This window comes from Deltaproteobacteria bacterium (assembly GCA_022340465.1).
GTDB lineage: Bacteria > Desulfobacterota > Desulfobacteria > Desulfobacterales > B30-G6 > JAJDNW01.
Genome location: JAJDNW010000033.1, coordinates 61,372 through 81,331, shown reverse-complemented (window position 1 = coordinate 81,331; position 19,960 = coordinate 61,372). Strand labels below are relative to the sequence as shown.

The 19,960-nt window shown below is 55.7% G+C and carries 24 protein-coding genes; 16 read left to right on the top strand and 8 right to left on the bottom strand.

Translation table 11 applies throughout. The features are described from left to right. Positions 1-154: 154 nt before the first annotated feature. Positions 155-1,063 carry a crotonase/enoyl-CoA hydratase family protein gene (locus tag LJE94_06285; protein ID MCG6909719.1) on the bottom strand — a complete coding sequence of 303 codons (909 nt, stop codon included), beginning with the start codon at positions 1,061-1,063 and terminating at the stop codon, positions 155-157. Position 1,064: 1 nt separating this feature from the next. Continuing rightward, positions 1,065-1,871, bottom strand: coding sequence for a crotonase/enoyl-CoA hydratase family protein (locus LJE94_06280; GenBank protein MCG6909718.1), 807 nt, complete (start codon positions 1,869-1,871; stop codon positions 1,065-1,067). Positions 1,872-2,015: 144 nt separating this feature from the next. Here LJE94_06280 and LJE94_06275 point away from each other — a divergent pair, with 144 nt between their 5' ends. The 14 genes from LJE94_06275 (at position 2,016) to LJE94_06210 (ending at position 11,799) form a co-directional block, all read left to right on the top strand. Next, positions 2,016-2,429, top strand: coding sequence for a GNAT family acetyltransferase (locus LJE94_06275; protein ID MCG6909717.1), 414 nt, complete (start codon positions 2,016-2,018; stop codon positions 2,427-2,429). A gap of 11 nt (positions 2,430-2,440) precedes the next feature. After that, a complete protein-coding gene (locus tag LJE94_06270; protein MCG6909716.1) occupies positions 2,441-3,238 on the top strand; it encodes an alpha/beta fold hydrolase in 798 nt (265 codons plus the stop codon). A 74-nt stretch (positions 3,239-3,312) separates the two neighbouring features. After that, positions 3,313-3,981: a methyltransferase domain-containing protein gene (locus LJE94_06265; protein MCG6909715.1), complete on the top strand. Its 669-nt coding sequence runs from the start codon at positions 3,313-3,315 to the stop codon at positions 3,979-3,981. Continuing rightward, positions 3,971-4,543 (top strand): methyltransferase domain-containing protein, encoded by a 573-nt coding sequence (locus LJE94_06260; protein ID MCG6909714.1) that lies wholly within the window; start codon positions 3,971-3,973, stop codon positions 4,541-4,543. The genes LJE94_06265 and LJE94_06260 overlap by 11 nt, the downstream gene beginning before the upstream one ends. An 83-nt stretch (positions 4,544-4,626) precedes the next feature. Beyond that, entirely contained in the window at positions 4,627-5,448 is an 822-nt protein-coding gene (locus tag LJE94_06255; protein ID MCG6909713.1) for a methylenetetrahydrofolate reductase, read from the top strand. Positions 5,449-5,497: 49 nt separating this feature from the next. Continuing rightward, positions 5,498-6,397, top strand: coding sequence for an ADP-ribosylglycohydrolase family protein (locus LJE94_06250; protein ID MCG6909712.1), 900 nt, complete (start codon positions 5,498-5,500; stop codon positions 6,395-6,397). Continuing rightward, positions 6,394-6,573 (top strand): hypothetical protein, encoded by a 180-nt coding sequence (locus LJE94_06245; protein ID MCG6909711.1) that lies wholly within the window; start codon positions 6,394-6,396, stop codon positions 6,571-6,573. The genes LJE94_06250 and LJE94_06245 overlap by 4 nt, the downstream gene beginning before the upstream one ends. A gap of 104 nt (positions 6,574-6,677) precedes the next feature. Next, a complete protein-coding gene (locus LJE94_06240) occupies positions 6,678-7,676 on the top strand; it encodes a YhdH/YhfP family quinone oxidoreductase (protein ID MCG6909710.1) in 999 nt (332 codons plus the stop codon). 24 nt (positions 7,677-7,700) lie between these two features. After that, the gene (locus tag LJE94_06235) at positions 7,701-8,483 is read left to right on the top strand and encodes an alpha/beta hydrolase (protein MCG6909709.1); all 783 of its coding nucleotides are present in this window, start codon (positions 7,701-7,703) and stop codon (positions 8,481-8,483) included. Next, positions 8,473-9,372, top strand: coding sequence for an amidohydrolase (locus tag LJE94_06230; GenBank protein ID MCG6909708.1), 900 nt, complete (start codon positions 8,473-8,475; stop codon positions 9,370-9,372). Before LJE94_06235 ends, LJE94_06230 begins: the two co-directional genes overlap by 11 nt. Before the next feature lie 155 nt (positions 9,373-9,527). Then, positions 9,528-10,379, top strand: coding sequence for a pirin family protein (locus LJE94_06225; protein ID MCG6909707.1), 852 nt, complete (start codon positions 9,528-9,530; stop codon positions 10,377-10,379). Between the two features lie 34 nt (positions 10,380-10,413). After that, positions 10,414-10,920, top strand: coding sequence for an asparaginase domain-containing protein (locus LJE94_06220; GenBank protein ID MCG6909706.1), 507 nt, complete (start codon positions 10,414-10,416; stop codon positions 10,918-10,920). Then, positions 10,920-11,264, top strand: a complete 345-nt coding sequence (locus LJE94_06215) for an MGMT family protein (GenBank protein ID MCG6909705.1) — start codon at positions 10,920-10,922, stop codon at positions 11,262-11,264. The genes LJE94_06220 and LJE94_06215 overlap by 1 nt, the downstream gene beginning before the upstream one ends. Positions 11,265-11,286: 22 nt before the next feature. Then, a complete protein-coding gene (locus tag LJE94_06210) occupies positions 11,287-11,799 on the top strand; it encodes a GNAT family N-acetyltransferase (GenBank protein ID MCG6909704.1) in 513 nt (170 codons plus the stop codon). Between the two features lie 65 nt (positions 11,800-11,864). Here the strand turns inward: LJE94_06210 and LJE94_06205 are convergent, their stop codons facing one another. Beyond that, positions 11,865-12,497 (bottom strand): lytic transglycosylase domain-containing protein, encoded by a 633-nt coding sequence (locus LJE94_06205; protein ID MCG6909703.1) that lies wholly within the window; start codon positions 12,495-12,497, stop codon positions 11,865-11,867. Between the two features lie 281 nt (positions 12,498-12,778). On the opposite strand from LJE94_06205, the gene LJE94_06200 reads away from it, so the two are divergent. Further along, positions 12,779-13,195 (top strand): CGGC domain-containing protein, encoded by a 417-nt coding sequence (locus LJE94_06200; protein ID MCG6909702.1) that lies wholly within the window; start codon positions 12,779-12,781, stop codon positions 13,193-13,195. 161 nt (positions 13,196-13,356) lie between these two features. On the opposite strand, the gene era is transcribed toward LJE94_06200, so the two are convergent. The 5 genes from era to hisI all read right to left on the bottom strand — a co-directional run bounded on the left by era (position 13,357) and on the right by hisI (position 17,334). After that, on the bottom strand, positions 13,357-14,250 hold the full coding sequence (gene era, locus LJE94_06195; protein ID MCG6909701.1) for a GTPase Era: 894 nt from the start codon (positions 14,248-14,250) through the stop codon (positions 13,357-13,359). After that, positions 14,243-14,845, bottom strand: coding sequence for a ribosome biogenesis GTP-binding protein YihA/YsxC (gene yihA / locus LJE94_06190; protein ID MCG6909700.1), 603 nt, complete (start codon positions 14,843-14,845; stop codon positions 14,243-14,245). The genes era and yihA overlap by 8 nt, the downstream gene beginning before the upstream one ends. A 96-nt stretch (positions 14,846-14,941) precedes the next feature. After that, positions 14,942-16,084 carry a pyridoxal phosphate-dependent aminotransferase gene (locus LJE94_06185; GenBank protein ID MCG6909699.1) on the bottom strand — a complete coding sequence of 381 codons (1,143 nt, stop codon included), beginning with the start codon at positions 16,082-16,084 and terminating at the stop codon, positions 14,942-14,944. After that, the gene (gene hisG, locus LJE94_06180; GenBank protein ID MCG6909698.1) at positions 16,085-16,960 is read right to left on the bottom strand and encodes an ATP phosphoribosyltransferase; all 876 of its coding nucleotides are present in this window, start codon (positions 16,958-16,960) and stop codon (positions 16,085-16,087) included. Next, positions 16,960-17,334, bottom strand: a complete 375-nt coding sequence (hisI, locus tag LJE94_06175; GenBank protein MCG6909697.1) for a phosphoribosyl-AMP cyclohydrolase — start codon at positions 17,332-17,334, stop codon at positions 16,960-16,962. Before hisI ends, hisG begins: the two co-directional genes overlap by 1 nt. Before the next feature lie 166 nt (positions 17,335-17,500). Between hisI and LJE94_06170 the strand changes: the two genes are divergently transcribed. Beyond that, complete coding sequence (locus LJE94_06170) at positions 17,501-19,903, top strand: PBP1A family penicillin-binding protein (GenBank protein ID MCG6909696.1); 2,403 nt, start codon at positions 17,501-17,503, stop codon at positions 19,901-19,903. Positions 19,904-19,960: the final 57 nt, after the last annotated feature.

The following is a 19,960-nucleotide window of genomic DNA, read 5'->3' as shown; positions in this document are numbered from 1 at the left end:
TTTTTCCAGGCTTTCGACGGCCGAAGCGGTAATGGCGTGATTGAAGCTTTTCGGGTCCGGGTGCGCCAGAACAATCAAAACGGTGAGAGACATAGCGCGGTTTACCTTAATAGCGACGAAGTCGCGTTAGATATAAAATGCGGAGCATTTTTTATCAGCCTTTGAACGTGCTCGGGCCGCAATCGCCGAAAGGGTCGTCGCGTTCACGCACAGCCTGTTTGAAGCCGACCTCGGCGGCGCGCTGCTGAAAGGCGTAGCCCTCCCTGGTGTGACGGGTAATGCCGTCAAACACGGTTCCCAGTATCTGGGTGGTCTGCAGTCCGGCGGCATGCACGGTCTGGTTGACCAACAGCTTCATCATCATAAGCTGGTTGATGGGCATGCGGGCGATGCGTCCGAGCAGGACTTCGAAACGCTCGTCCAGTCTTTCCGGGGGGGCACATTCGATGGCCAGGCCCCATTCGACGGCTTCTTTACCGTTCAGGCAGTCGCCGGTAAACAGCAGGCGCTTGGCCTTTTCGATGCCGATGCGATACGCCCAGATGGACGTGGTGGGCGAGCCCCACACCCGTGCCGGGGGGTAGCCGATCTTGGCATTTTCGGCAATCACCAGAAGATCGCTGCACAGGGCCATGTCGGTTCCGCCGGCGACACAAAACCCCTGGACCTTGCACACCACCGGTTTGTCGGCGTTGAACAGGCTCATGAAACCGCGTACGTTGCGGCTCATCATCTGGTAGTCCGTCATGGGGTCCCAGGTTTCCGACGGGTCATGATTCCGGGACACGATTTCTGGGTCCACGGCCGATCCATGGAGGGCGTTCCCATCGCCGAACTGCGCCTTTCCCATGTCTTCGGCGCTGGCAACCAGGTCGTAGCCGCCGCAGAAACCCTTGCCCTTCCCTGACAGAGCGATCACGTGCACAGAGGGATCCAGGTCGGCCATCTCCACACACCGTTTCAGCTCCACCGGCATATCCAGGGTGATGCCGTTGCCTCTTTCCGGCCGGTTCAGTGTAATCCGGGCGATGGCACCGTCAACTTCATAGGTCATCGTTTTCATTTTATCGTCCCTTAAAGACTGGTTTTCGTTTTTCCATGGCGGCCATGAGGGCTTCCATGCCGTCTTCACAGATCAGGATAGAGGCATTTTTCTGGGCCACGTACTGCAGGCCTGCCGACACGCCATGGTCGCTGGAGAACCGCATGGTGTCCTTGACACCCTGAACGGAGAGGGGGGAGTTGTCGGCGATTTCAGTGGCGATGGCGTCCGCTTTTGCATAAAGGGCGTCGCGGTCTTCACAAAGGTGGGTGACAAAGCCGATGTCGAAGGCCTCCTTCCCGGAGAAGTTTCTGCCGGTAAGAGACAATTCACGCGCCCAGGGGTCTCCCACAATTTTCGGGAGCCGCTGGAGGGTTCCCAGATCGGCCACCAGGGCCAGTTTGGTTTCACGGACGGAAAACAGGGCGTCCTTCGAGGCCAGTCGAATGTCACAGGCGCATGCCAGGTCGACACCTCCGCCGACGCAGTGACTGTGGATGGCGGCAATCACCGGCTTGGTGCAGGTTTCGACGATATTGATGCTGGTTTGACCGTATAGGATCGTTTTTCTGAGCACCTCCCGGTAATCGGCACTTTTTTTCTCGATCAGGCCGGCCAGGTCGGCCAGCTCCATGCCGGCGCAGAAGCTTTTACCCTCTCCCTTGATGACAATGACCCTGACATCGGGATCATCGTCAAATCGATGAAAGGCCTCCATCATTTTCTTCAGCATTTCAAAGCTCATTGCATTGCGCTTTTCGGGACGATTCATGCGTATCCAGGCAACGTGGTTTTTGACTTCGGCAAGCAACGGCTCATTTTTTGTCATGGCATCCTCCTGAGCGTGGGCTGGTGTGATCATGCATTCGGCATGGGGAAAAATCAATGTATACGAATACGGCTATAAAAACAACGCCGCACATTTTTATTTGATTTTCTGCATAAAATCAGGGAAATATTTGGCATGAAAAACATTGTTGTCCGTCCATACCAGAACGAAGATCAGTCTGCGGTGGTCGATTTGTGGAGGCATTGCGGCCTGGTGGTGCCGCACAACGACCCCTTGAGGGACATCGAGAGAAAGAGCCGGGTGAACCCGGAGTGGTTTCTGGTTGGGGTGCTGGACGGGAAAGTGGTGGCGAGCTGTATGGCGGGCTATGAGGGACACCGGGGATGGATCAACTACCTGGCCGTGTCCCCGGCGCATCGGCGCAAAGGCATTGCCACCCGGCTGATGCGACATGTGGAATCGATGTTGGCCGCCGCTGGCTGCCCGAAAATCAATCTTCAGGTCCGTGAGTCCAACCGGGATGTCATCGTTTTTTATAAGCGTCTGGGATATGCAAACGATCGAGTGATTAGTTTGGGAAAAAGGCTGAAGGTCTGAAAGGGGAGAACATGTTAATCGATACAAACGGCATAAAGCTTCATTGCGAACTGACGGGCAAACCGGATGGGCCGGTGGTGGTGTTGGGCCATTCGCTCGCTTCCAGCATGGTGATGTGGGAACCGCAGCTTGCGGTGCTGGAGCCCTTTTTTAGCGTCGTGCGCTACGACATGCGCGGACACGGCGGAAGTGACGTTACAAAAGGGGCCTATTCACTGGAGATGCTTGCCAAGGATGTGGTCGGGCTGTTGGATGCGTTGGACGTGGAAAAGGCCCATTTTGTGGGGCTCTCCATCGGCGGCATGATCGGACAGGCGCTGGGCCTGAATCATGCCGATCGGTTGCTGAGTTTGACCCTGTGCGATACCGCGCCGGTATTGCCGGAAGAAGCCAAGCCGCTGTTTCGCGAGCGTATGGATCTGGCCCGCGAGCAGGGAATGGGCGTGCTGATGGAAGGGACCCTGACGCGCTGGTTTACGGGTCCCTATCTCGAAAAAGCACCCCCGGTGGTGAACCGGATTCGTGAACAGATACAGGCGACACCGGTGGACGGTTTTATCGGCTGCGGTCATGCGATTTTGGATTTGAACTATGTCGATCGCCTTGCAACCATCGATCTTGACACGCTCATCATTGTCGGCGAGGATGATCCCGGTACACCGGTGGCGGCGGCGGAAGCCATCCATGCTGAAATTCGTGGCGCCGAACTGGTGGTTCTGCCTTCCGCGGCCCACCTGTGCAATATCGAACAGGCGGACAGGTTCAACCGGGCCCTGATGGACTTTTTAGACCGCCTGAACCGAGATTAGGGGAAAAATCCTGGCCGAGCCGCGCGGAACCACCTGGTCCGGCCAAGGAAGATCGATAGGGGAACGAAAGCACGATGAAAAATTCCCTGGACAATCAAGCCGCTTATTGGGACGCTGTGGCGAAGGGTAAGACGTTTACCCACCCCCTGTTTGTCGAAAGATTCGACAACCGGCTGGATAAGGCGGCCAGGGTGCTCGACATCGGTTGCGGATATGGCAGAACCTTGAACGCTCTGTACGATTTGGGATACCGGAATCTTCTGGGCCTGGATATTTCCGAAAAGATGGTGCAGCGCGGCAGGAAGGCTTATCCCCATCTGGATCTCAGGGGCTTGACACCCGACGCCTGGTCCACCCTTAAAGGATCCGTGGACATGGTGATTCTGTTTGCGGTTCTGACCTGCATCCCGACCAACAGCGGCCAAATGGCCCTGGTGGACAAAATCGAAGCGGTCCTGAAACCGGGCGGTCTTTTATACGTCAGTGACTACTGGTTGCAATCGGACGCAAGAAATCGCCTTCGATACCGGGCGGCCGCCGACAAATATGGCGTATACGGCGTTTTCGAACTGCCGGAGGGTGCCGTTTTTCGGCATCACGACCGTCCATGGGTCGAATCGCTTTTCGCCCGGTTTGCCGTGCTGGAGAGCGATGACATCGAGGTGACGACGATGAACGGCCATAGCTCCCTGGGATTCCAGTATGTCGGCCGCAAAATGAAAGGAACATGCGATGACAGATAAACCCATCGCCGCCGGTAAAAGCAGTTTTGGCCTGATTGACGCTGAAAAATTGCTCGAGGCGCTTGAGATCGTGCCGGGCATCACTTTTCTGGATGTGGCTTGCGGAGGCGGGGACTACGCGTTATTTTTCGCGAAGCCCATCGGCCCGGACGGCCGTCTGTATGCCTTCGATCTTTGGGAAGAAGGGATAGCGCGTCTCAACAGGGAGATGCGCAACAGGCGGATTGCCACCATCCAGGCCCGGGTAGCCGATGTCAGCCGGCACATGCCGGTCGATGCCGATTCCGTGGACGTGGGCCTCATGGCGACCGTGCTGCATGACCTCGTTGCAGACAACACGGACGACGGTACGCTGAAGGAGGTTGCGCGGGTATTGAAGCCCGGAGGACGGCTGGCCGTCGTCGAATTCAAGAAAATCGATGGGCCGCCGGGGCCGCCCATCGGCATCAGGCTCTCGCCCCGGCAAACGGAGGCCCGCCTGCGGCCCTATGGCTTTACGCTGACGGCTACCCACGATATCGGGGCCTACCATTACGTGACCCTGTTCCGGTTGAACAATTGACAGCGTTGTTTTTCGGTAACATAGTTTTGAAAGCTAAGGGGGCGAATTTTCTTTCTTGAGCTGATGAAGGGCGGGCGGTTGGCATGGGTGGTTCCCACATAGAAAATCGATTCACCATTACGGTGGAAGTCGTTCCACCGGAAGGGCCCGATGCCGGGACGGTTCTCGAGGCCCTGTCCGGCCTTTCCGGGTTGCCCTTCGACGGGTTCAGCGTAGCCACCAACCCGGTGGCAAAACCGCGTATGAGCGCCATGGCATTGTGCGCCCTGATCCAACAGCGCGTTTCGCGACCGGCCATTTTGCACTGCACCACAAGAGACCACAACCGTCTGAGCCTGCAGGGGATGCTCTGGGGCGCCAGGGCTCTGGGGATCGAATCCGTGCTTGCCGCCACGGGAGATTTCGTGGCGCTGGAAGACCGCAGGAACACAAGCACCGTTCGCGATGTGGACGTTTACGGTCTGGTCGAAATGGCCCGGGCCGCGGGGATGAAGACCGGTGTGGTCTTCGACGTCCATCCGGAGGAAAATGGGCTGCAAAGGGCGGTGAGGCATCTGGAGCGCAAGGTTGCGGCCGGTGCTCAGTTTGCCGTGACGCAACCGGTTTACGATCAGGACGGCGCCGATGCTATCGCCACAAGCGTGAAGCACATCGACCTTCCCCTCATCATGGGCATACTGCCTTTGCGCACACCACGCCACGCCCAATTCCTGCACGAGCGTGTTGCCGGTATTGCCGTACCGGAGGAACTGCGCGACCGGATGCAAAAAGCAAAGGATCCGGTTGCCGAGGGCGCGGCCAATGCCAGGCAGATGGTTGCCCTGGCCCGGGAGCGGTTTTCGGGCGTCTGTATCATGCCGCCCTTTGACCATTACGAGGTGCTGTCGGATATCCTGGCAGCGTGAAACCGTCGGAGAATATTTTCAAGGGGGATGGAATCGGGAGGAAATTTCAATGCAAGATCGGATCGAAGCGATAGTAATGGGTTCTTTTGTCGCCGATGCCCTGGCGTTGGGGGCGCACTGGGTTTACAATACCCACGTCATTGACAAAAAGTTCGGCAGGGTCGACGACTATTACGATCCGCTGACATCGCATCACAAGGGAAAAAAGGCCGGCGAGCAGACCCACTATGGCGACCAGATGATGGTGTTGCTGGAATCCGTGGCAGCGGTTTCCGGGTTTGATCTGGCGGATTTTGCCGGGCGCTGGCGCCGCTTGTTCGCATCCTACACCGGGTATGTCGATCGTGCCACCCAGGACACGCTGCAAAACCTGGCCGACGGGAAGGATATCAACAGCTGTGGTTCCGCATCCGACGAGCTGGCCGGCGCCTCCAGAATAGCCCCCCTGTTTCTCTATTATGCGCAGGATATTGAAGCCCTGGTCGGGGCGGCAAAGGCACAGACCGCCTTTACCCACAGCCCTGTCGACGTGATCGCTGCGGCCGAACTCTTCGCCCGCACCACGGCTGCCGTTCTGACAGGAAGGGATCCTCTGCAGGCCGTGGAAACCGTTGTCGAACGTCATTTTAAAGACAGCTCCATCGAAATGCTGGTCAGAAGCGGGCTGGACAGCCGGGAAACAGACACACGCCGGGCGATTGCCGATTTCGGACAGGCCTGCAGCGTCGAGGCGGCCTTGCCGGGTGCCATGCACCTCATCGCCCGTTATGCGAACGACTTTCAAGCGGCTATCGTTGAGAATATCATGGCCGGCGGCGATTCCTCCGCCCGCGGCATGTTGGTGGCCATGGTCCTGGGGGCGTACCAGGGGCTTTCGGCCATTCCCGCTCACTGGCTGAAGGGGTTGGCAGCGAGGCCGCGTGTCGAAGGGATGATGGGAAGCACATGACCTACAATTTCGATCCGGAGCGCTGGTATGACAACGAGCGCGCCTATCTCGACAGCCGTCTAATGTCCGGAGAGATTTCCGAGGATGCCTACGGGGAGGCCCTGGAAAAGCTCGAAAAAAGAATAGAGGAGATGTGGGCGCGTTTGGACGGCAGCTATCGCATCAACCGACATTGAACGCAGGATTAGCGTGGTAATGATATGCCGCTTTGAATGTATCAGGGACGGCCTCTATTACGGAACAGACTTATGGCAATCGGTATAGGTAAGGGCGTAACGTTATGAAACAGAAAAAATTTCGCGCCATGGTCGTGGATGCACCGGATTCACGGAGCTGCAGTCGATCCATTCAGGAAAAGACTGTCGACGAGCTGCCCGAAGGCGATGTGCTTATTCGGGTCCACTATTCATCGCTGAACTACAAAGATGCCTTGTCCGCCACGTGCAACCGGGGGGTCACCCGAAAATATCCGCATACGCCCGGCATCGACGCCGCCGGCGTCGTAGTCGAAAGCGCCGGCGGCACCTTTGCCGCCGGAGAACGGGTGATCGTTACCAGCTATGACCTGGGAATGAATACCCCGGGCGGATTTGGGCAGTACGTGCGCGTTCCCGCGGAATGGGTGGTCCCGCTTCCCGAAGGCCTCAGTCTGCGAAAAAGCATGGCTTATGGGACGGCCGGCTTTACCGCCGGCATGTCCGTGTACGAGGTCACCGGCAGGGTGGGCAGGACGGCGGGCAACATACTGGTTACCGGTGCCAGCGGCGGGGTCGGCAGCCTGGCTGTGGCCATCCTGGCCAAGCTCGGTTATCCCGTGGTTGCCGCCAGCGGAAAACCGGGGAGTGCCGCCTTTCTGACCGCCCTCGGCGCCAGGGAGATCGTTGGGCGCGATGCCGTGTTGGATGCGGGCGGCAAACCCCTGCTGAAAAGTCGGTGGGCAGGGGCCGTCGACACCGTGGGGGGTGACATCCTATCGACCGTGGTGAAATCGATGGATGTCGGCGGGACGGTTGCCTGCTGTGGCAATGTCGCCGGGGCTAATCTTGACCTCACGGTTTTCCCGTTCATTCTGCGGGGGGTGCGCCTGATCGGCATCGATTCACAGAGTTGCCCCATGGCCCACCGGTTGAAGATTTGGGAAAAACTGGCCGGCGAGTGGGGGGTTGACATGGAAGACGACCTTTGCAGGGAGATTTCCCTTGACCAATTGGATGAGAATATTGAACGGATCCTGGCTGGAGAGCAGACAGGACGGGTACTGGTCAATCTCGATCGCTGATGGGCCGGCAAGCGGGAAAATAACATGACGTCAAAAAGAGTTCATTTCACGGGCAGCAGCAACCACAGGCTTGCCGGCTATTTAGACCTGCCGGAAGCATCGGCACCGGTTGCGTACGCGCTCTTTGCCCACTGTTTTACGTGTACGAAAAACCTAAAATCGGCCGCTTATCTTGGCCGGGCGTTAAAACAGGAGGGCGTCGGGGTCATGCGCTTCGATTTTACCGGCCTCGGTGAGAGCGAAGGGGATTTTTCGGAAACCAATTTTTCCTCCAATGTCGAGGACTTGGTGGCCGCCAGCGCATTTATGGCATCCGAATTCCGGGCGCCGGATGTTCTCATCGGACACTCCCTGGGCGGAGCGGCAATGCTGCAGGCGGCCGCCGACATTCCGTCGGCAAAAGTCGTGGCCACCATCGGAACGCCGGCGGATCCGGGGCACGTGATACGGCACTTGAAAGACCGTATGGAAGAGATTCAAGCAAAGGGCGAGGCGGTGGTGGACTTAGGGGGGCGTCCATTCAAGATCAAGAAGCAGTTTCTTGACGATTTGAGCCGCAGCCGCATGGCGGCGGCTATAGAGAACCTGAACCGGGCGCTGATCATTTTTCATGCCCCAATGGATGACACCGTGGGCATCGAGAATGCCGCCATGATTTTTCAGGCGGCCCGCCATCCCAAGACCTTCGTGTCCCTCGACAAGGCCGACCACCTGCTGATGGATGAGCGGGATGTCGGTTATGTGGGAAACGTGATTGCCGCCTGGATTCATCGGTATCTTACCGGAAAGGCAGGCCATGCCGACTAATTCCTGGTCGATGCATACGCTTTCCGCCATGGAAGATGCTGAAGGTGAAAGGGTCCCTGGCGGTGCTCCCGCCATCGTGGATGCCCATGTGCACGTTTTTCCAAAAACCCTTTTCGAAGCCGTGTGGGGATGGTTCGGGGAACATGCCTGGCCCATCCGTTACCAGATGGAGTCCGAGGACCTGATCCAATACCTGTTGTCGCGGGGGGTTGCCCACGTGGTGGCCCTGCAGTATGCGCACAAAGGGGGCATCGCCGTAGAGTTGAACCGCTACATGGCAGGTTTGTGCCGGCGTTTTTCCGGCCAGGTGACCGGGATGGCCACGGTTTTTCCCGGCGAACCGGATAGCGAGGCCGTACTGGTGGAAGCGTTCGACATGGGCTTGTCGGGGGTGAAGCTGCACACGCATGTACAGTGCTTCGACATGGGCAGCAGGGAGCTGTATGCCGTCTGTGATATTTGCGCCCGGGAGGGTAAACCCATGGTGATTCATGCCGGCCGCGAACCGGTAAGCCCGGCCTATAATTGTGACCCCTATCAGTTGTGCAGCGCCGCCAAACTTGAAGCGATATTGAAAACATTTCCGGAGCTGAAAATCTGTGTGCCCCACCTGGGGATGAACGAGTTCGACGCCTATGGCCGGCTGATAGAGACATACGACACGCTGTGGCTGGATACGACCATGGCCCTTGGAGACTTTTTTCCTCTGGACCGGGAGATCCGCCTGGCTGAATTGCGCACGGACCGGATCATGTATGGAACGGATTTTCCCAATATTCCCTATGCCTGGGATCGGGAGTTGAAAAAGCTCATGGCGCATTCACTGGCGCCGGAAGCGCTATCTAAAATCCTGGGGGAAAATGCGTCGGCGTTTTACAATATTGGCTGACCGGCCTTTGTTGACCGCGTGGTTGCCGGCCGTTTCCCTGGCAGTCCCATCGCGCGGTTACGTCGTTTCGTGGGCGTCGTCTACCGTTTTCCATCATTTCAGGCAGGACCCGGAAATAATCCGGGCGGCTCCTGCCCGTAAACCGGAGGTGTTACGTGGACAGGGTAAGAAACATAAAAACGACCTTTAGAAGCAAACCCACCATCGAAGGCGCCGGGGTTCATCTCAAACGGGCCTTTGGTTTCAGCGAAGCGCCGGCGCTGGACCCTTTCCTTTTGTTGGATGATTTCCATTCCGACAACCCTGAGCACTATATCAAGGGGTTTCCCTGGCATCCCCATCGCGGCATCGAGACCATCACCTATGTGCTCCACGGGGATATCGAACATGGTGACAGCATGGGCAACCGGGGTGTTATCGGTTCGGGAGACATCCAGTGGATGACGGCCGGCAGTGGCGTGGTTCATCAGGAAATGCCCCAGGGCAACGCGCGCGGGTTGATGTGGGGGTTTCAGCTATGGGCCAACCTGCCCGCTTCTCAAAAAATGATGGCCCCACGGTACAGGGACATCAAGGCGGCGGACATCCCGGAAGTCAAGCTGGATGGCGGGGTCCGGGTAAAGATCATCTGTGGTGAGGTCAATGACGTCACAGGCCCCGTGCAGGACATCGTCATCGAACCGCAATACCTGGACATTTACATACCGGCCGGGAAGAAATACCGGCATCCGGTCGAACCGGGTCATACGCTGTTTGTGTATGTGATCCAAGGCAGCGCTTTTTTCAGCGGTGACGAAGCGGTGCGCGTTCATGAGGAAACCCTGGTGCTGTTCGACGACGGAGACCATGTGGAGGCGGATGCCGGAGAGGAGGGGCTGCGCTTTATTCTGGTTTCAGGAAAGCCGCTGAAAGAGCCGGTGGCCTGGCGCGGCCCCATTGTCATGAATACCCAGGCGGAACTGGAGACGGCCTTCAGGGAATTCCGGGAAGGCACCTTTATAAAATAAAAATCCCGTAGCGAAGGTATGGCGGGAGGTGCTTGTGTTTATTAAATTTCTGGCAGCCGGTGGGACGATTGACAAGGTGTATTTCGATGCCAAAAGCGATTACCAGGTGGGTCCGCCGAACATTCTCACGGTGTTGGATAGTTTGAACCTGGGCTTCGAGTACGCCGTCCAGTCAGTAATGCGCAAGGACAGTTTGGACCTGACGTCGCAAGACAGAGACATCATCCACGCTGCCGTAGCTCATGAGCCGGCTGATAAGATCGTCATCACCCACGGTACGGACACCATGGTTGCAACCGCACGAAGCCTGGCGGATATAAAAGGCAAGACCGTGGTATTGACGGGCGCCCTGGAGCCGGCCCTGTTTAAAGACAGTGATGCTGTTTTCAATATCGGCTGTGCCATTGCCGCGGTCCAGACCCTTGCACCCGGGATTTACATTGCCATGAACGGCCGGATCTTTCCTCACGACCGGGTCCGCAAAAATGTGCCCCTTTCCCGTTTTGAACCGACTGATCCGGAAAAGGGCGGCGACGGCTGATGCCGCCCCCAACACCGAAAAATTTTCCGCCGCATGGCGACAGTCGCTACGAGCGTGTCTATGAACTGGTAGGCCTGATTCCGGCTGGACAAGTGGCGACCTACGGACAGATTGCCGGCTACATCGATCGCTGTACGCCCAGAATGGTGGGCTTTGCCATGGCCGCCACCCCCGAAGGAAGGGATATCCCCTGGCACAGGGTCATCAACAGCCGGGGCATGATCAGCATCCGCGCCAACGGTGAAAGGGATATGATGCAGCGGCTTCTTCTTGAGGCGGAAGGGGTTCACTTCGATGAACAGGGGCGGGTGGACCTGGATAAGGCCGGGTGGGAGGGCCTATGAACGCGTGTTACGGTGACAATCGGTGGTAGCGACAACGATCGAGAATTTTATCATTCGCGAGGCAGAACCAGACGATGCGGCGCTGATTTTAACCTTTGTCCGTGAGCTGGCGGAATATGAACACCTGTCACACGAAGTGGTGGCCACGGAAGGCTTGCTTAGAGAAAATCTTTTCGGAGAACGGCGCACAGCGGAGGTGCTGATAGGAGAATACGGGGGTGATCCGGTAGCCTTCGCGCTTTTCTTTCATAATTTTTCCACTTTTTTGGGGCGGCCGGGCATCTACCTTGAAGACCTCTTTGTCAAACCCGCCTACCGGGGCAAGGGGCTGGGAAAGTGCCTGCTTGCCTATCTGGGACACCTGGCCATAAAGAGGGGGTGCGGTCGCCTGGAGTGGTGGGTGCTGGACTGGAACACACCGGCCATCGATTTTTACAAGTCGCTGAAGGCGGTACCCATGGACGCGTGGACGGTTTTTCGCATAGCCGGCGAATCCTTGAACGAATTGAGCCGCACGTTCTCATCACCGGAATGATTTCTACCCGCTTCAAGAGACTCGACGGCCCTCGATAATCTGAAAATTGGTTTGCTTTCAGTATACTAGGCCATTTTATCGGCTTTTGTGCTTTCCTGCCTAAACTGCCGCTGGTATTTGAAAACCTTGAAAATATAGGTCTGGGTCTGCCGGAACGGCGGAACACCGCCGTACTTGCGCACATAGCGGCTGCCGGCATTGTAGGCAGCCAGGGCAAGCTTGATGTCGCCATCGAAGCGGTCCAGCAGTTTTCGAAAGTACATAACGCCGCCGTTGATGTTCTCTTCCGGGTCGAAGCTGTCCTCCACGCCCAGCCATTTCGCGGTCACCGGCATCAGCTGCATCAACCCTATCGCGCCGCGTTTCGATACCGCCCTGGGGTTGTATCTGGATTCCGCCATGATAATGGCTTTTATCAGGGCAGGATCCACTTTGTGGGTGGTGGCGGCCTGGTTGATAATCCGTTCAAAGGGCTGCTTCGGTTTGCTTTCCGGCCGCCGGTCGACTGCGACCGTTGGTTTTTTCGATGGGTGCGGAAGGTATGCATCGGCAATCTTGGAACTCATCACCGCGCTGGCCATCGCAAGGCGTCCTTTGTCCAACGGGTAGTTCTGATGAACGGTGACGGCTGCGGGCAGGGCGATGATGCCTGCAACCAGCGCGGGAATAATCACGTGGTGTTGTAAAAAGTTCTTCATATCTTGATCGATCCTTATTTTTGTCACGGTGTCTTTATGAAACCATGCGACACATATCTGCAATTATAATGCCATTGATAGTGGCAACATGAAAAAATCAATTATTATAAAAAGTTGTGGATTTTTCGGTCTGCCGGCACCCTGTTTTATGGGCGTGTAATTGTCGGATAAATTGTTCTTTTTCTGAAAAAAACTACACAATCCCGGCAAATATTGATACATAATAAATAATCAGTGAACATCGGCTGTCAATCAATAGAAGATAGAAGTTAAGGAAAAGCATGCAGGAAAAAAGCTATATCGTGGTAGTTCAATGCGACATCGTCATGGAACGGTGTTCCGGGTTTTTATGTGAACACGCTTTCAATAACCGCACGGGCGGTTTTGCCTCCTACGCGCCGGAAAAGCCGTACCGCACCCTCTACGTGACGTGCGGCGGGTGCTGCGGCCGGGCGGTGCACCGCAAGCTCAGCGATCTTGTTCGAATGTTGAAAAAGGTGGAAAAGGTGTCCAAAAAGGAGATCGTCGTCCACCTGGCTTCATGTATCACCAAGGACAATTACCATGCGTTGCCGTGCCCGCACCTGGACTACCTGAAGTCCCTTATCAGGAACAAGCTGTCTCTCGATCTGGTGGAAGATACCTACATCAGCGAAAATTCGGAAACGTTGCGGCGTAAGGGCACCTACCGGCAATAGGCGGCTTCAGGGCTTTTGGGCAGCCGTGCGTTCGAAGCGGATATTTTTTCGGGTCTATAACCCAAAATAAGGCACGACGATCGCCGAGAAATAATATCGCCCCGGCAGGCAGGCTTTTACCTTGTTATTGGTTATAGGTCCGTATTTTTTTGACAACCAATCTAGTAGCCGAAGCGTCGCAGTGCCTTGGTGTCCCTGCTCCAATTCTTCTGAACCCTGACGAAAAGCTTCAGAAAAACCCTGGTGCCCACCATGCGTTCGATCTCCTTGCGGGCATCTTCTCCGATCTGTTTGAGTTTACTGCCTTTTTTGCCGATCAAAATGCCTTTCTGCGAATTGCGTTCAACGTGGATGGTGGCGTCGATGGCAATCAGGCCCCCCCCTTTTTTTTCGATGAACCGGTCCACGGTCACGGCCACGGCATACGGAATTTCCTGACCGGTCAGGCGGAAGGCTTTTTCCCGAATCAGTTCCGCGGCGATAAACCGTTCCGGCATGTCCGTGAGGGCATCTTCCGGGAACAGCGGCGGGCCGGGAGGCAGTCCCTCTTCCATGGCTGCTGTCAAGGCCTCCACTTGGGTTCCCTGTTTGGCTGATATGGGAATGACCGCTTCGAAAGGGTAGGCTTTCCGCCAGTGGTCTATTTGTGAAAGCAGGGCGCTTTTTTTCAACAGGTCGATTTTGTTGAGGGCCAGTATCACCGTTGTCCGGGTGTTTTTCACAGCCTTGATCAAAATGCCTTCGGACTCGGGATTAGGGGCCGTTGCGTCGGCTACCAGCAGGATCAGGTCCACGTCTTCCAGCACGGACAACGCCACGTCGACGATGCGGACGTTCAGCGGTTGTTTGGCCCGGTGCACACCGGGCGTGTCGAGAAACACGAGCTGGGACTTCTCGCGGTGCAGGATACCCAGAATGCGGTTGCGGGTGGTCTGCGGTTTTTTAGAAGTAATGGAAATTTTTCGACCAAGCAGCCGGTTGAGAAGGGTGGATTTCCCAACGTTGGGTGCGCCCAGTATGGCGACGAATCCTGATTTGAAGTCCTCGTCAGCCATTTTTGTCACCCGCGGCGATTCTTTGAATGGCCTGCCAGACGCTTGCTTTTCCCTGCTTGGTTTTTGCGGAAAACAGGATCAGGTCTTCCGTGCGCCTTCGAACGGTTTGGGCGATCACCCGCCGTTGATTGTTCTGCTGCGCTTTCGAAAGCTTGTCGGCTTTTGTAACAACCAGAAGAGATGCAAGGTGCTCTCTATCCAGCCAGTCGATAAAGTTCAACTCCTCCGTCCCGGGCGTGCGGCGAATATCCATGATCAGAACGACTCCCTTCAGTGAGCTGCGGGTGGACAGATAGGTTTCGATCATGGGCCCCCATTTTTTTTTCACGGCGGCCGGTACCCTGGCATACCCGTATCCCGGCAGATCCACCAAGGAAAGGGCCCCCTCGATCAGAAAAAAATTAATCAACTGCGTGCGGCCCGGCGTGCGGCTGGTTTTTACCAAGTTGCGGCGGTTGACCAGGGCATTGATCAAGGATGATTTTCCCACATTGGACCTTCCGGAGAATGCAATTTCCGGAAATTCCGGCGGCGGGTACTGGGACGGTTTGACGGCGCTGGTGACGAATTCGGCTGATGTGATGTGTGTAAACACGGGTAATATGCGATCTTTCATCACGAAATAACGAACGGTCGAAAACACGAAAAAGAGCATTCATTGCGTGCTTTTTAATTGCACGGCTTCGTGATTCTATTTTTTCTTGTCGATATAGTTTTCCAGACGCCGCATGCCCTCGGCAATGTTTTCCAGAGAATTGGCATAGGAAAAGCGCAGATATCCTTCACCGCAGGATCCAAAATCGATCCCGGGGGCAACGCCGACACGGGCTTTTTCAAGTATCTCGAAAGCGAGGGCGTAGGAGTCGTCGCCTATATGTCGCGCGTTGGCGAAAACATAGAAGGCCCCGGTCGGCTCGACCGTTATGCCGAACCCCAACTCCTTAAGCCGCTGAATCATGAATCGTCGTCGTTTGTCGTAGGTTGCCTGCATGCGCCGGACATCTTGGCCGGCCTCTCTCAAGGCGGCGATACCCGCTTTTTGCACCATGGCGTTGGCGGAAATAAAAAAGTTCTGGTGAATTTTCTGGATCGGGCGAATAAACTCGGGCGGCGCGATCACGTAGCCCAGGCGGAGCCCGGTCATGGCAAAAAGCTTTGAAAACCCATTGAGTACGAACGCCCTGTCGGTATATTCGAGGATGGAATGGGCCTGCCCTTCATATACCAGCCCATGGTAAATTTCGTCGGATACGATATAGGGCCCGAGTGCCGCGATCGCCCGCATGCGTTTTTCCGACAACAAATTGCCCGTTGGGTTGGAAGGCGAATTGATGAATATCGCCTTTGTTCTGGGTGAGATCTTTTTTTCGATCGCTTGCGGCCGATATTGAAAACCGTCCTCTTCGAATACCGGCACCATGACGGGTTCGCCCTGTACGAAGCGAATGAAATTGGGGTAACAGGCGTAGTGCGGATTCGAAAGGATGACCTCGTCGCCGGCTTCCAGCAGGGCGGCGAACAGCATGAAGATCGCCGGTGACGTTCCCGACGTCACCAGAACCTGCTCCGGTTCGACTTTCACCCGGTAGGTCCGGTGGTAATATTCACCGATCGCTTCACGCAGCTCCAGAAGGCCCAGGCTGTGGGTGTAATGGGTAAACCCCTCATCGATGGCGGCGACAGCCGCTTTTTTGACGCAATTCGGGGTGTCGAAATCCGGCTCGCCCACTTCGAGGTGAACGATGTCCTCGCCCCTGCATTCCAGGTCGCAGGCTCTCTCGAGGACATCCATAACAATAAAAGGCTTTATTTGAGCGGCGCGTTTGGCAACCATTTATACGACCTTGTTGAGGGGGTATTCGATGATTCCCTCGGCACCGGCCGTCAGAAGCTCGGGAATGAGGTCCCTGACAACGCTGGTGTTGACCACGGTTTCCACGGAAAACCAGTTGGTTTGATACAATGAGGCGATGGTCGGTGCATTCAAGCTGGGGAGTTGGGAGATCACTTTTTCCAATTTGGCCTCGGGCACATTCATTTTAAGGCCCACCAGTTTCTCCCCCCGCAGCGCCCCCTTGAGCAGCAGGGCGATTTGTTCTATCTTTGCTCTTTTTTCAGGCTGTTTCCAGGCTTCGTGGTTGGCGATAAGCTGGGTGTTGGTCTGCATCAGTTCGTGGATGATGCGCAAGCCGTGAGCCTTGATGGTACTGCCCGTTTCCGTCACTTCGACAATGGCATCGGCGAGACCGGAAACCACCTTGGCCTCCGTAGCCCCCCAGGAAAATTCGACGCTGACGTCAATGCCTTTTTTTTCGAAATACCTGCGAGTATACGCCACCAGTTCCGTGGCGATCTTTTTTCCATGCAGTTCCTCGATGGAATTGATGCCGGACTGATAAGGAACGGCCAGAACCCACCGGGCCGGACGTGCGCTCACTTTTGAGTAAACCAGGTCGCTCACCACATGCACATCGGACCGGTTCTCGGCGATCCAGTCTTTTCCGGTCAGGCCCGCCTCCAGGGTGCCGTTTTCCACGTAGCGGGACATTTCCTGCGCCCGGCATATAGCGCACGAAATGGAGTCGTCGTCGATTTCAGGAAAATAGCTCCGGCCGTTTACGTTGATTTTCCAGCCGGAGCGTTTGAACAGGGCGATGGTCGCACTCTGCAGGCTGCCCTTGGGCACGCCTAGTTTTAACTGGGTTTCCATTACTTGTAGACCTCCTCGGGGTCAAAAAGCGGCCGGCCGACAACGGTAACTGCCCCGTTTTTGACCTGCTTGAAAAAACAACTCTTGTGTCCTGTGTGGCAGGCAGCCCCGCCGACCTGCTCGACCTTCAACAAAACGGTGTCGTCGTCGCAGTCTATACGAATTTCTTTGACGATCTGGACATTCCCGGACGTCAGACCTTTTACCCATAATTCCTGGCGGCTACGGCTGAAAAAGGTAGCCTTGCCCGTTGACAGCGTGGCTTCCCAGGCCTTTCGGTTCATGTATGCCAGCATCAGGACGTCACCGGTTTCGGCTTCCTGGACGATAGCCGGGAGCAATCCACCGGTTTTTTCAAAATTTAATTCGATCATGGTTACAACCTGCCAGTTGAAAAACGATTATAGTCGATTGTCGTTATGTAAACTAGATTCAATAACCGCAGCATGCTCTTAAGTCAATTTATTTTTTAGACTTGTTTAAAAGCTCTTGTTATTGTAGAAATATCACTTACATTTTTCAGAAGCGAAAGCAGGAACCATGTCCGAAAAAAAAAACGAAAAAAATTCCCGAAAAAAAGTGACAAAAAAACCCAGGGGGTTGTTCTTCAGAATGTTCCGCTGGACGCTGGTTTTTTCCCTGGTGATGCTGTTGGGCCTGGCGGCCGTCGGTTACGGCGTTTACCGTTACCTGGGTGACGACCTGCCTAAAATTTCCTCCCTTTCCGCCTATCGTCCGTCGATCATAACGGCGATCTATTCCGACGACAACCGCAAGATCGGTGAATTTTACAAGGAGCGCCGCCTTGTGGTGCCGTTGTCCGATATCCCGCGTATGTTGAAAGAGGCGTTTATAGCGGCGGAAGACGCCCGCTTTTACAAGCACAAGGGGGTCGATATCGTCAGCATTGTCCGGGCGTTTTTAAAAAATCTCGAGGCGGGTACCATTGTGCAGGGCGGCAGCACCATCACCCAACAGGTAACCAAATCTTTCCTCCTGACACCGGAAAGAAGCTACCGGCGTAAAATAAGGGAGGCGATCCTGGCCTACCGCATTGACAAGACCTTCACCAAGGCGGAAATTCTCTATCTGTATCTGAATCAGATTTATCTGGGGCATGGGGCCTACGGGGTGGAGGCGGCTGCGGAGAATTATTTTGGAAAAGCCGTCAAGGATCTGAATCTGGCCGAATGCGCCATATTGGCCGGGTTGCCGCAGGCACCCAGCCGCTACTCGCCCTTCCATTATCCGGAGCGGGCCAAGCAACGGCAAATATATGTTTTAAACCGCATGGTCGCCGAGGGCTTCATTACCAATATGCAGGCAACCGAAGCCATCAATACGGAACTGGATATCAAACCGCGACGGAACTGGTATATTGAAAAGGTCCCCATCTACACGGAGCACGTGCGCCGCTACATCGAGCAAAAGTACGGTCCTGAAATGCTGTACCGGGAAGGGCTTCAAGTTCACACTGCCGTGAACATTGAAATGCAGAAGGCCGCACGCGTCGAAGTGGAAAAAGGGTTGCATGCCCTCGATCAACGTCAGGGGTATCGGGGGCCGCTCAGGCGATTGAAAAAAGAGGAGCTGGAGGCATTTTCCAAGGAACTGGAAGACACGCTGCTGGAGCACCCGCTGGAAGCCGGGACGGTTACCGAAGGGGTCGTCATCAGGGTGGACGACAAGAAAGGTGAAGTGCTTGTCCGCCTGGGCAGGGAGCAGGGGGTGATCAGGGTCGACACCATGAGCTGGGCCAGAAAACCGAACCCCGATGTCGCTTTTTATCGTGTCAAGGTCAGACACCCGAGCCGGGTGTTGGAGGTCAGGGATGTCATTCTCGTCAAGGCGGTTGAAAAGGATGAAGAATCAGGTCTTTGGGAGCTGTTGCTGGAGCAGAAGCCATTGGTGGAAGCCGCTCTCCTTTGCATAGAGGGAGAAACCGGCCACGTAAAAGTGATGATCGGGGGGCGGGATTTTCATGAAAGCCAGTTCAACCGTGCCGTGCAGTCGCGCCGGCAGCCCGGATCGGCTTTCAAACCGGTCATATACGCCGCCGCCCTGGACAAGGGGTATACGCCGGCGACAATGATTATCGATTCGCCCATTGTTTTTAAAGATGAACAGATGGATTTTACCTGGAAACCCAAGAACTACGGTAAAAAATTTTACGGGCCGACCCTGTTTCGCGAGGCGCTTGCCAAATCGAGGAACGTGGTCACCATTAAGATTCTGCAGGACATCGGCATCGACTATTGCCTCGATTATGCCCGGCGCCTGGGGATCACATCCCCGCTGAGCGACAACCTTTCCATTGCATTGGGATCGTCGGGGGTTTCCCTGCTTGAACTGGTCAATGCCTATTCGGTGTTCGCCAACCAGGGATACCTGGTGCAGCCGGTTTTCATAACCAAAATTGTCGACCGCGACGGCAACGTGCTGGAGGAGGCGGCCACGGTACGGGAAAAGGTCCTGGACAAAAGCACGGCCTACATCATGACCAATTTGCTGGAAGGCGTTGTTCAACACGGGACCGGACACCGGGTAAAGGCGCTAAAGCGGCCGGTGGCCGGCAAGACCGGAACGACCAACGACCTTTTCGACGCCTGGTTCATGGGCTATACGCCCCGTTACACGACAGGGGTATGGGTCGGCTTCGACGAGGAGGCTTCCCTGGGCAAGTCCGAGACCGGGTCGCGTGCCGCCAGCCCCATCTGGCTCGGGTTTATGAAGACCATCCTGAAAGATAAGCCGATCAAGGTTTTTCCGGTTCCCGAAGGGGTCGTTTTTGCCAAGATCGATGCCGAAACCGGTCTTTTGCCCATACCCGAATCAAAAAAGACCATATTCGAATGCTTCAAGGAGGGGACCGTTCCCACGGAATACACCCCAAAACCGGACACCGTAACGGAAGCATCGGATTTCTACAAGCTGGACATGTAACGACAACGGGCACCCATTTGTTGTAGAATTGTTTTCTTGACGTTTTGACCCGTCAGA

Excerpts from the sequence above, each read along its gene's own strand:
- LJE94_06170 (MCG6909696.1), top strand. The coding sequence starts at position 17,501 with ATGTCCGAAAAAAAAAACGAAAAAAATTCCCGAAAAAAAGTGACAAAA.
- LJE94_06235 (MCG6909709.1), top strand. The coding sequence starts at position 7,701 with ATGACGTCAAAAAGAGTTCATTTCACGGGCAGCAGCAACCACAGGCTT.
- LJE94_06255 (MCG6909713.1), top strand. The coding sequence starts at position 4,627 with ATGGGTGGTTCCCACATAGAAAATCGATTCACCATTACGGTGGAAGTC.
- LJE94_06250 (MCG6909712.1), top strand. The coding sequence starts at position 5,498 with ATGCAAGATCGGATCGAAGCGATAGTAATGGGTTCTTTTGTCGCCGAT.
- LJE94_06270 (MCG6909716.1), top strand. The coding sequence starts at position 2,441 with ATGTTAATCGATACAAACGGCATAAAGCTTCATTGCGAACTGACGGGC.
- LJE94_06285 (MCG6909719.1), bottom strand. The coding sequence starts at position 1,063 with ATGAAAACGATGACCTATGAAGTTGACGGTGCCATCGCCCGGATTACA.
- era (MCG6909701.1), bottom strand. The coding sequence starts at position 14,250 with ATGGCTGACGAGGACTTCAAATCAGGATTCGTCGCCATACTGGGCGCA.
- LJE94_06230 (MCG6909708.1), top strand. The coding sequence starts at position 8,473 with ATGCCGACTAATTCCTGGTCGATGCATACGCTTTCCGCCATGGAAGAT.
- LJE94_06245 (MCG6909711.1), top strand. The coding sequence starts at position 6,394 with ATGACCTACAATTTCGATCCGGAGCGCTGGTATGACAACGAGCGCGCC.
- LJE94_06200 (MCG6909702.1), top strand. The coding sequence starts at position 12,779 with ATGCAGGAAAAAAGCTATATCGTGGTAGTTCAATGCGACATCGTCATG.
- LJE94_06205 (MCG6909703.1), bottom strand. The coding sequence starts at position 12,497 with ATGAAGAACTTTTTACAACACCACGTGATTATTCCCGCGCTGGTTGCA.
- LJE94_06215 (MCG6909705.1), top strand. The coding sequence starts at position 10,920 with ATGCCGCCCCCAACACCGAAAAATTTTCCGCCGCATGGCGACAGTCGC.
- hisI (MCG6909697.1), bottom strand. The coding sequence starts at position 17,334 with ATGATCGAATTAAATTTTGAAAAAACCGGTGGATTGCTCCCGGCTATC.
- LJE94_06265 (MCG6909715.1), top strand. The coding sequence starts at position 3,313 with ATGAAAAATTCCCTGGACAATCAAGCCGCTTATTGGGACGCTGTGGCG.
- LJE94_06260 (MCG6909714.1), top strand. The coding sequence starts at position 3,971 with ATGACAGATAAACCCATCGCCGCCGGTAAAAGCAGTTTTGGCCTGATT.
- LJE94_06185 (MCG6909699.1), bottom strand. The coding sequence starts at position 16,084 with ATGGTTGCCAAACGCGCCGCTCAAATAAAGCCTTTTATTGTTATGGAT.
- LJE94_06240 (MCG6909710.1), top strand. The coding sequence starts at position 6,678 with ATGAAACAGAAAAAATTTCGCGCCATGGTCGTGGATGCACCGGATTCA.
- LJE94_06280 (MCG6909718.1), bottom strand. The coding sequence starts at position 1,871 with ATGACAAAAAATGAGCCGTTGCTTGCCGAAGTCAAAAACCACGTTGCC.
- hisG (MCG6909698.1), bottom strand. The coding sequence starts at position 16,960 with ATGGAAACCCAGTTAAAACTAGGCGTGCCCAAGGGCAGCCTGCAGAGT.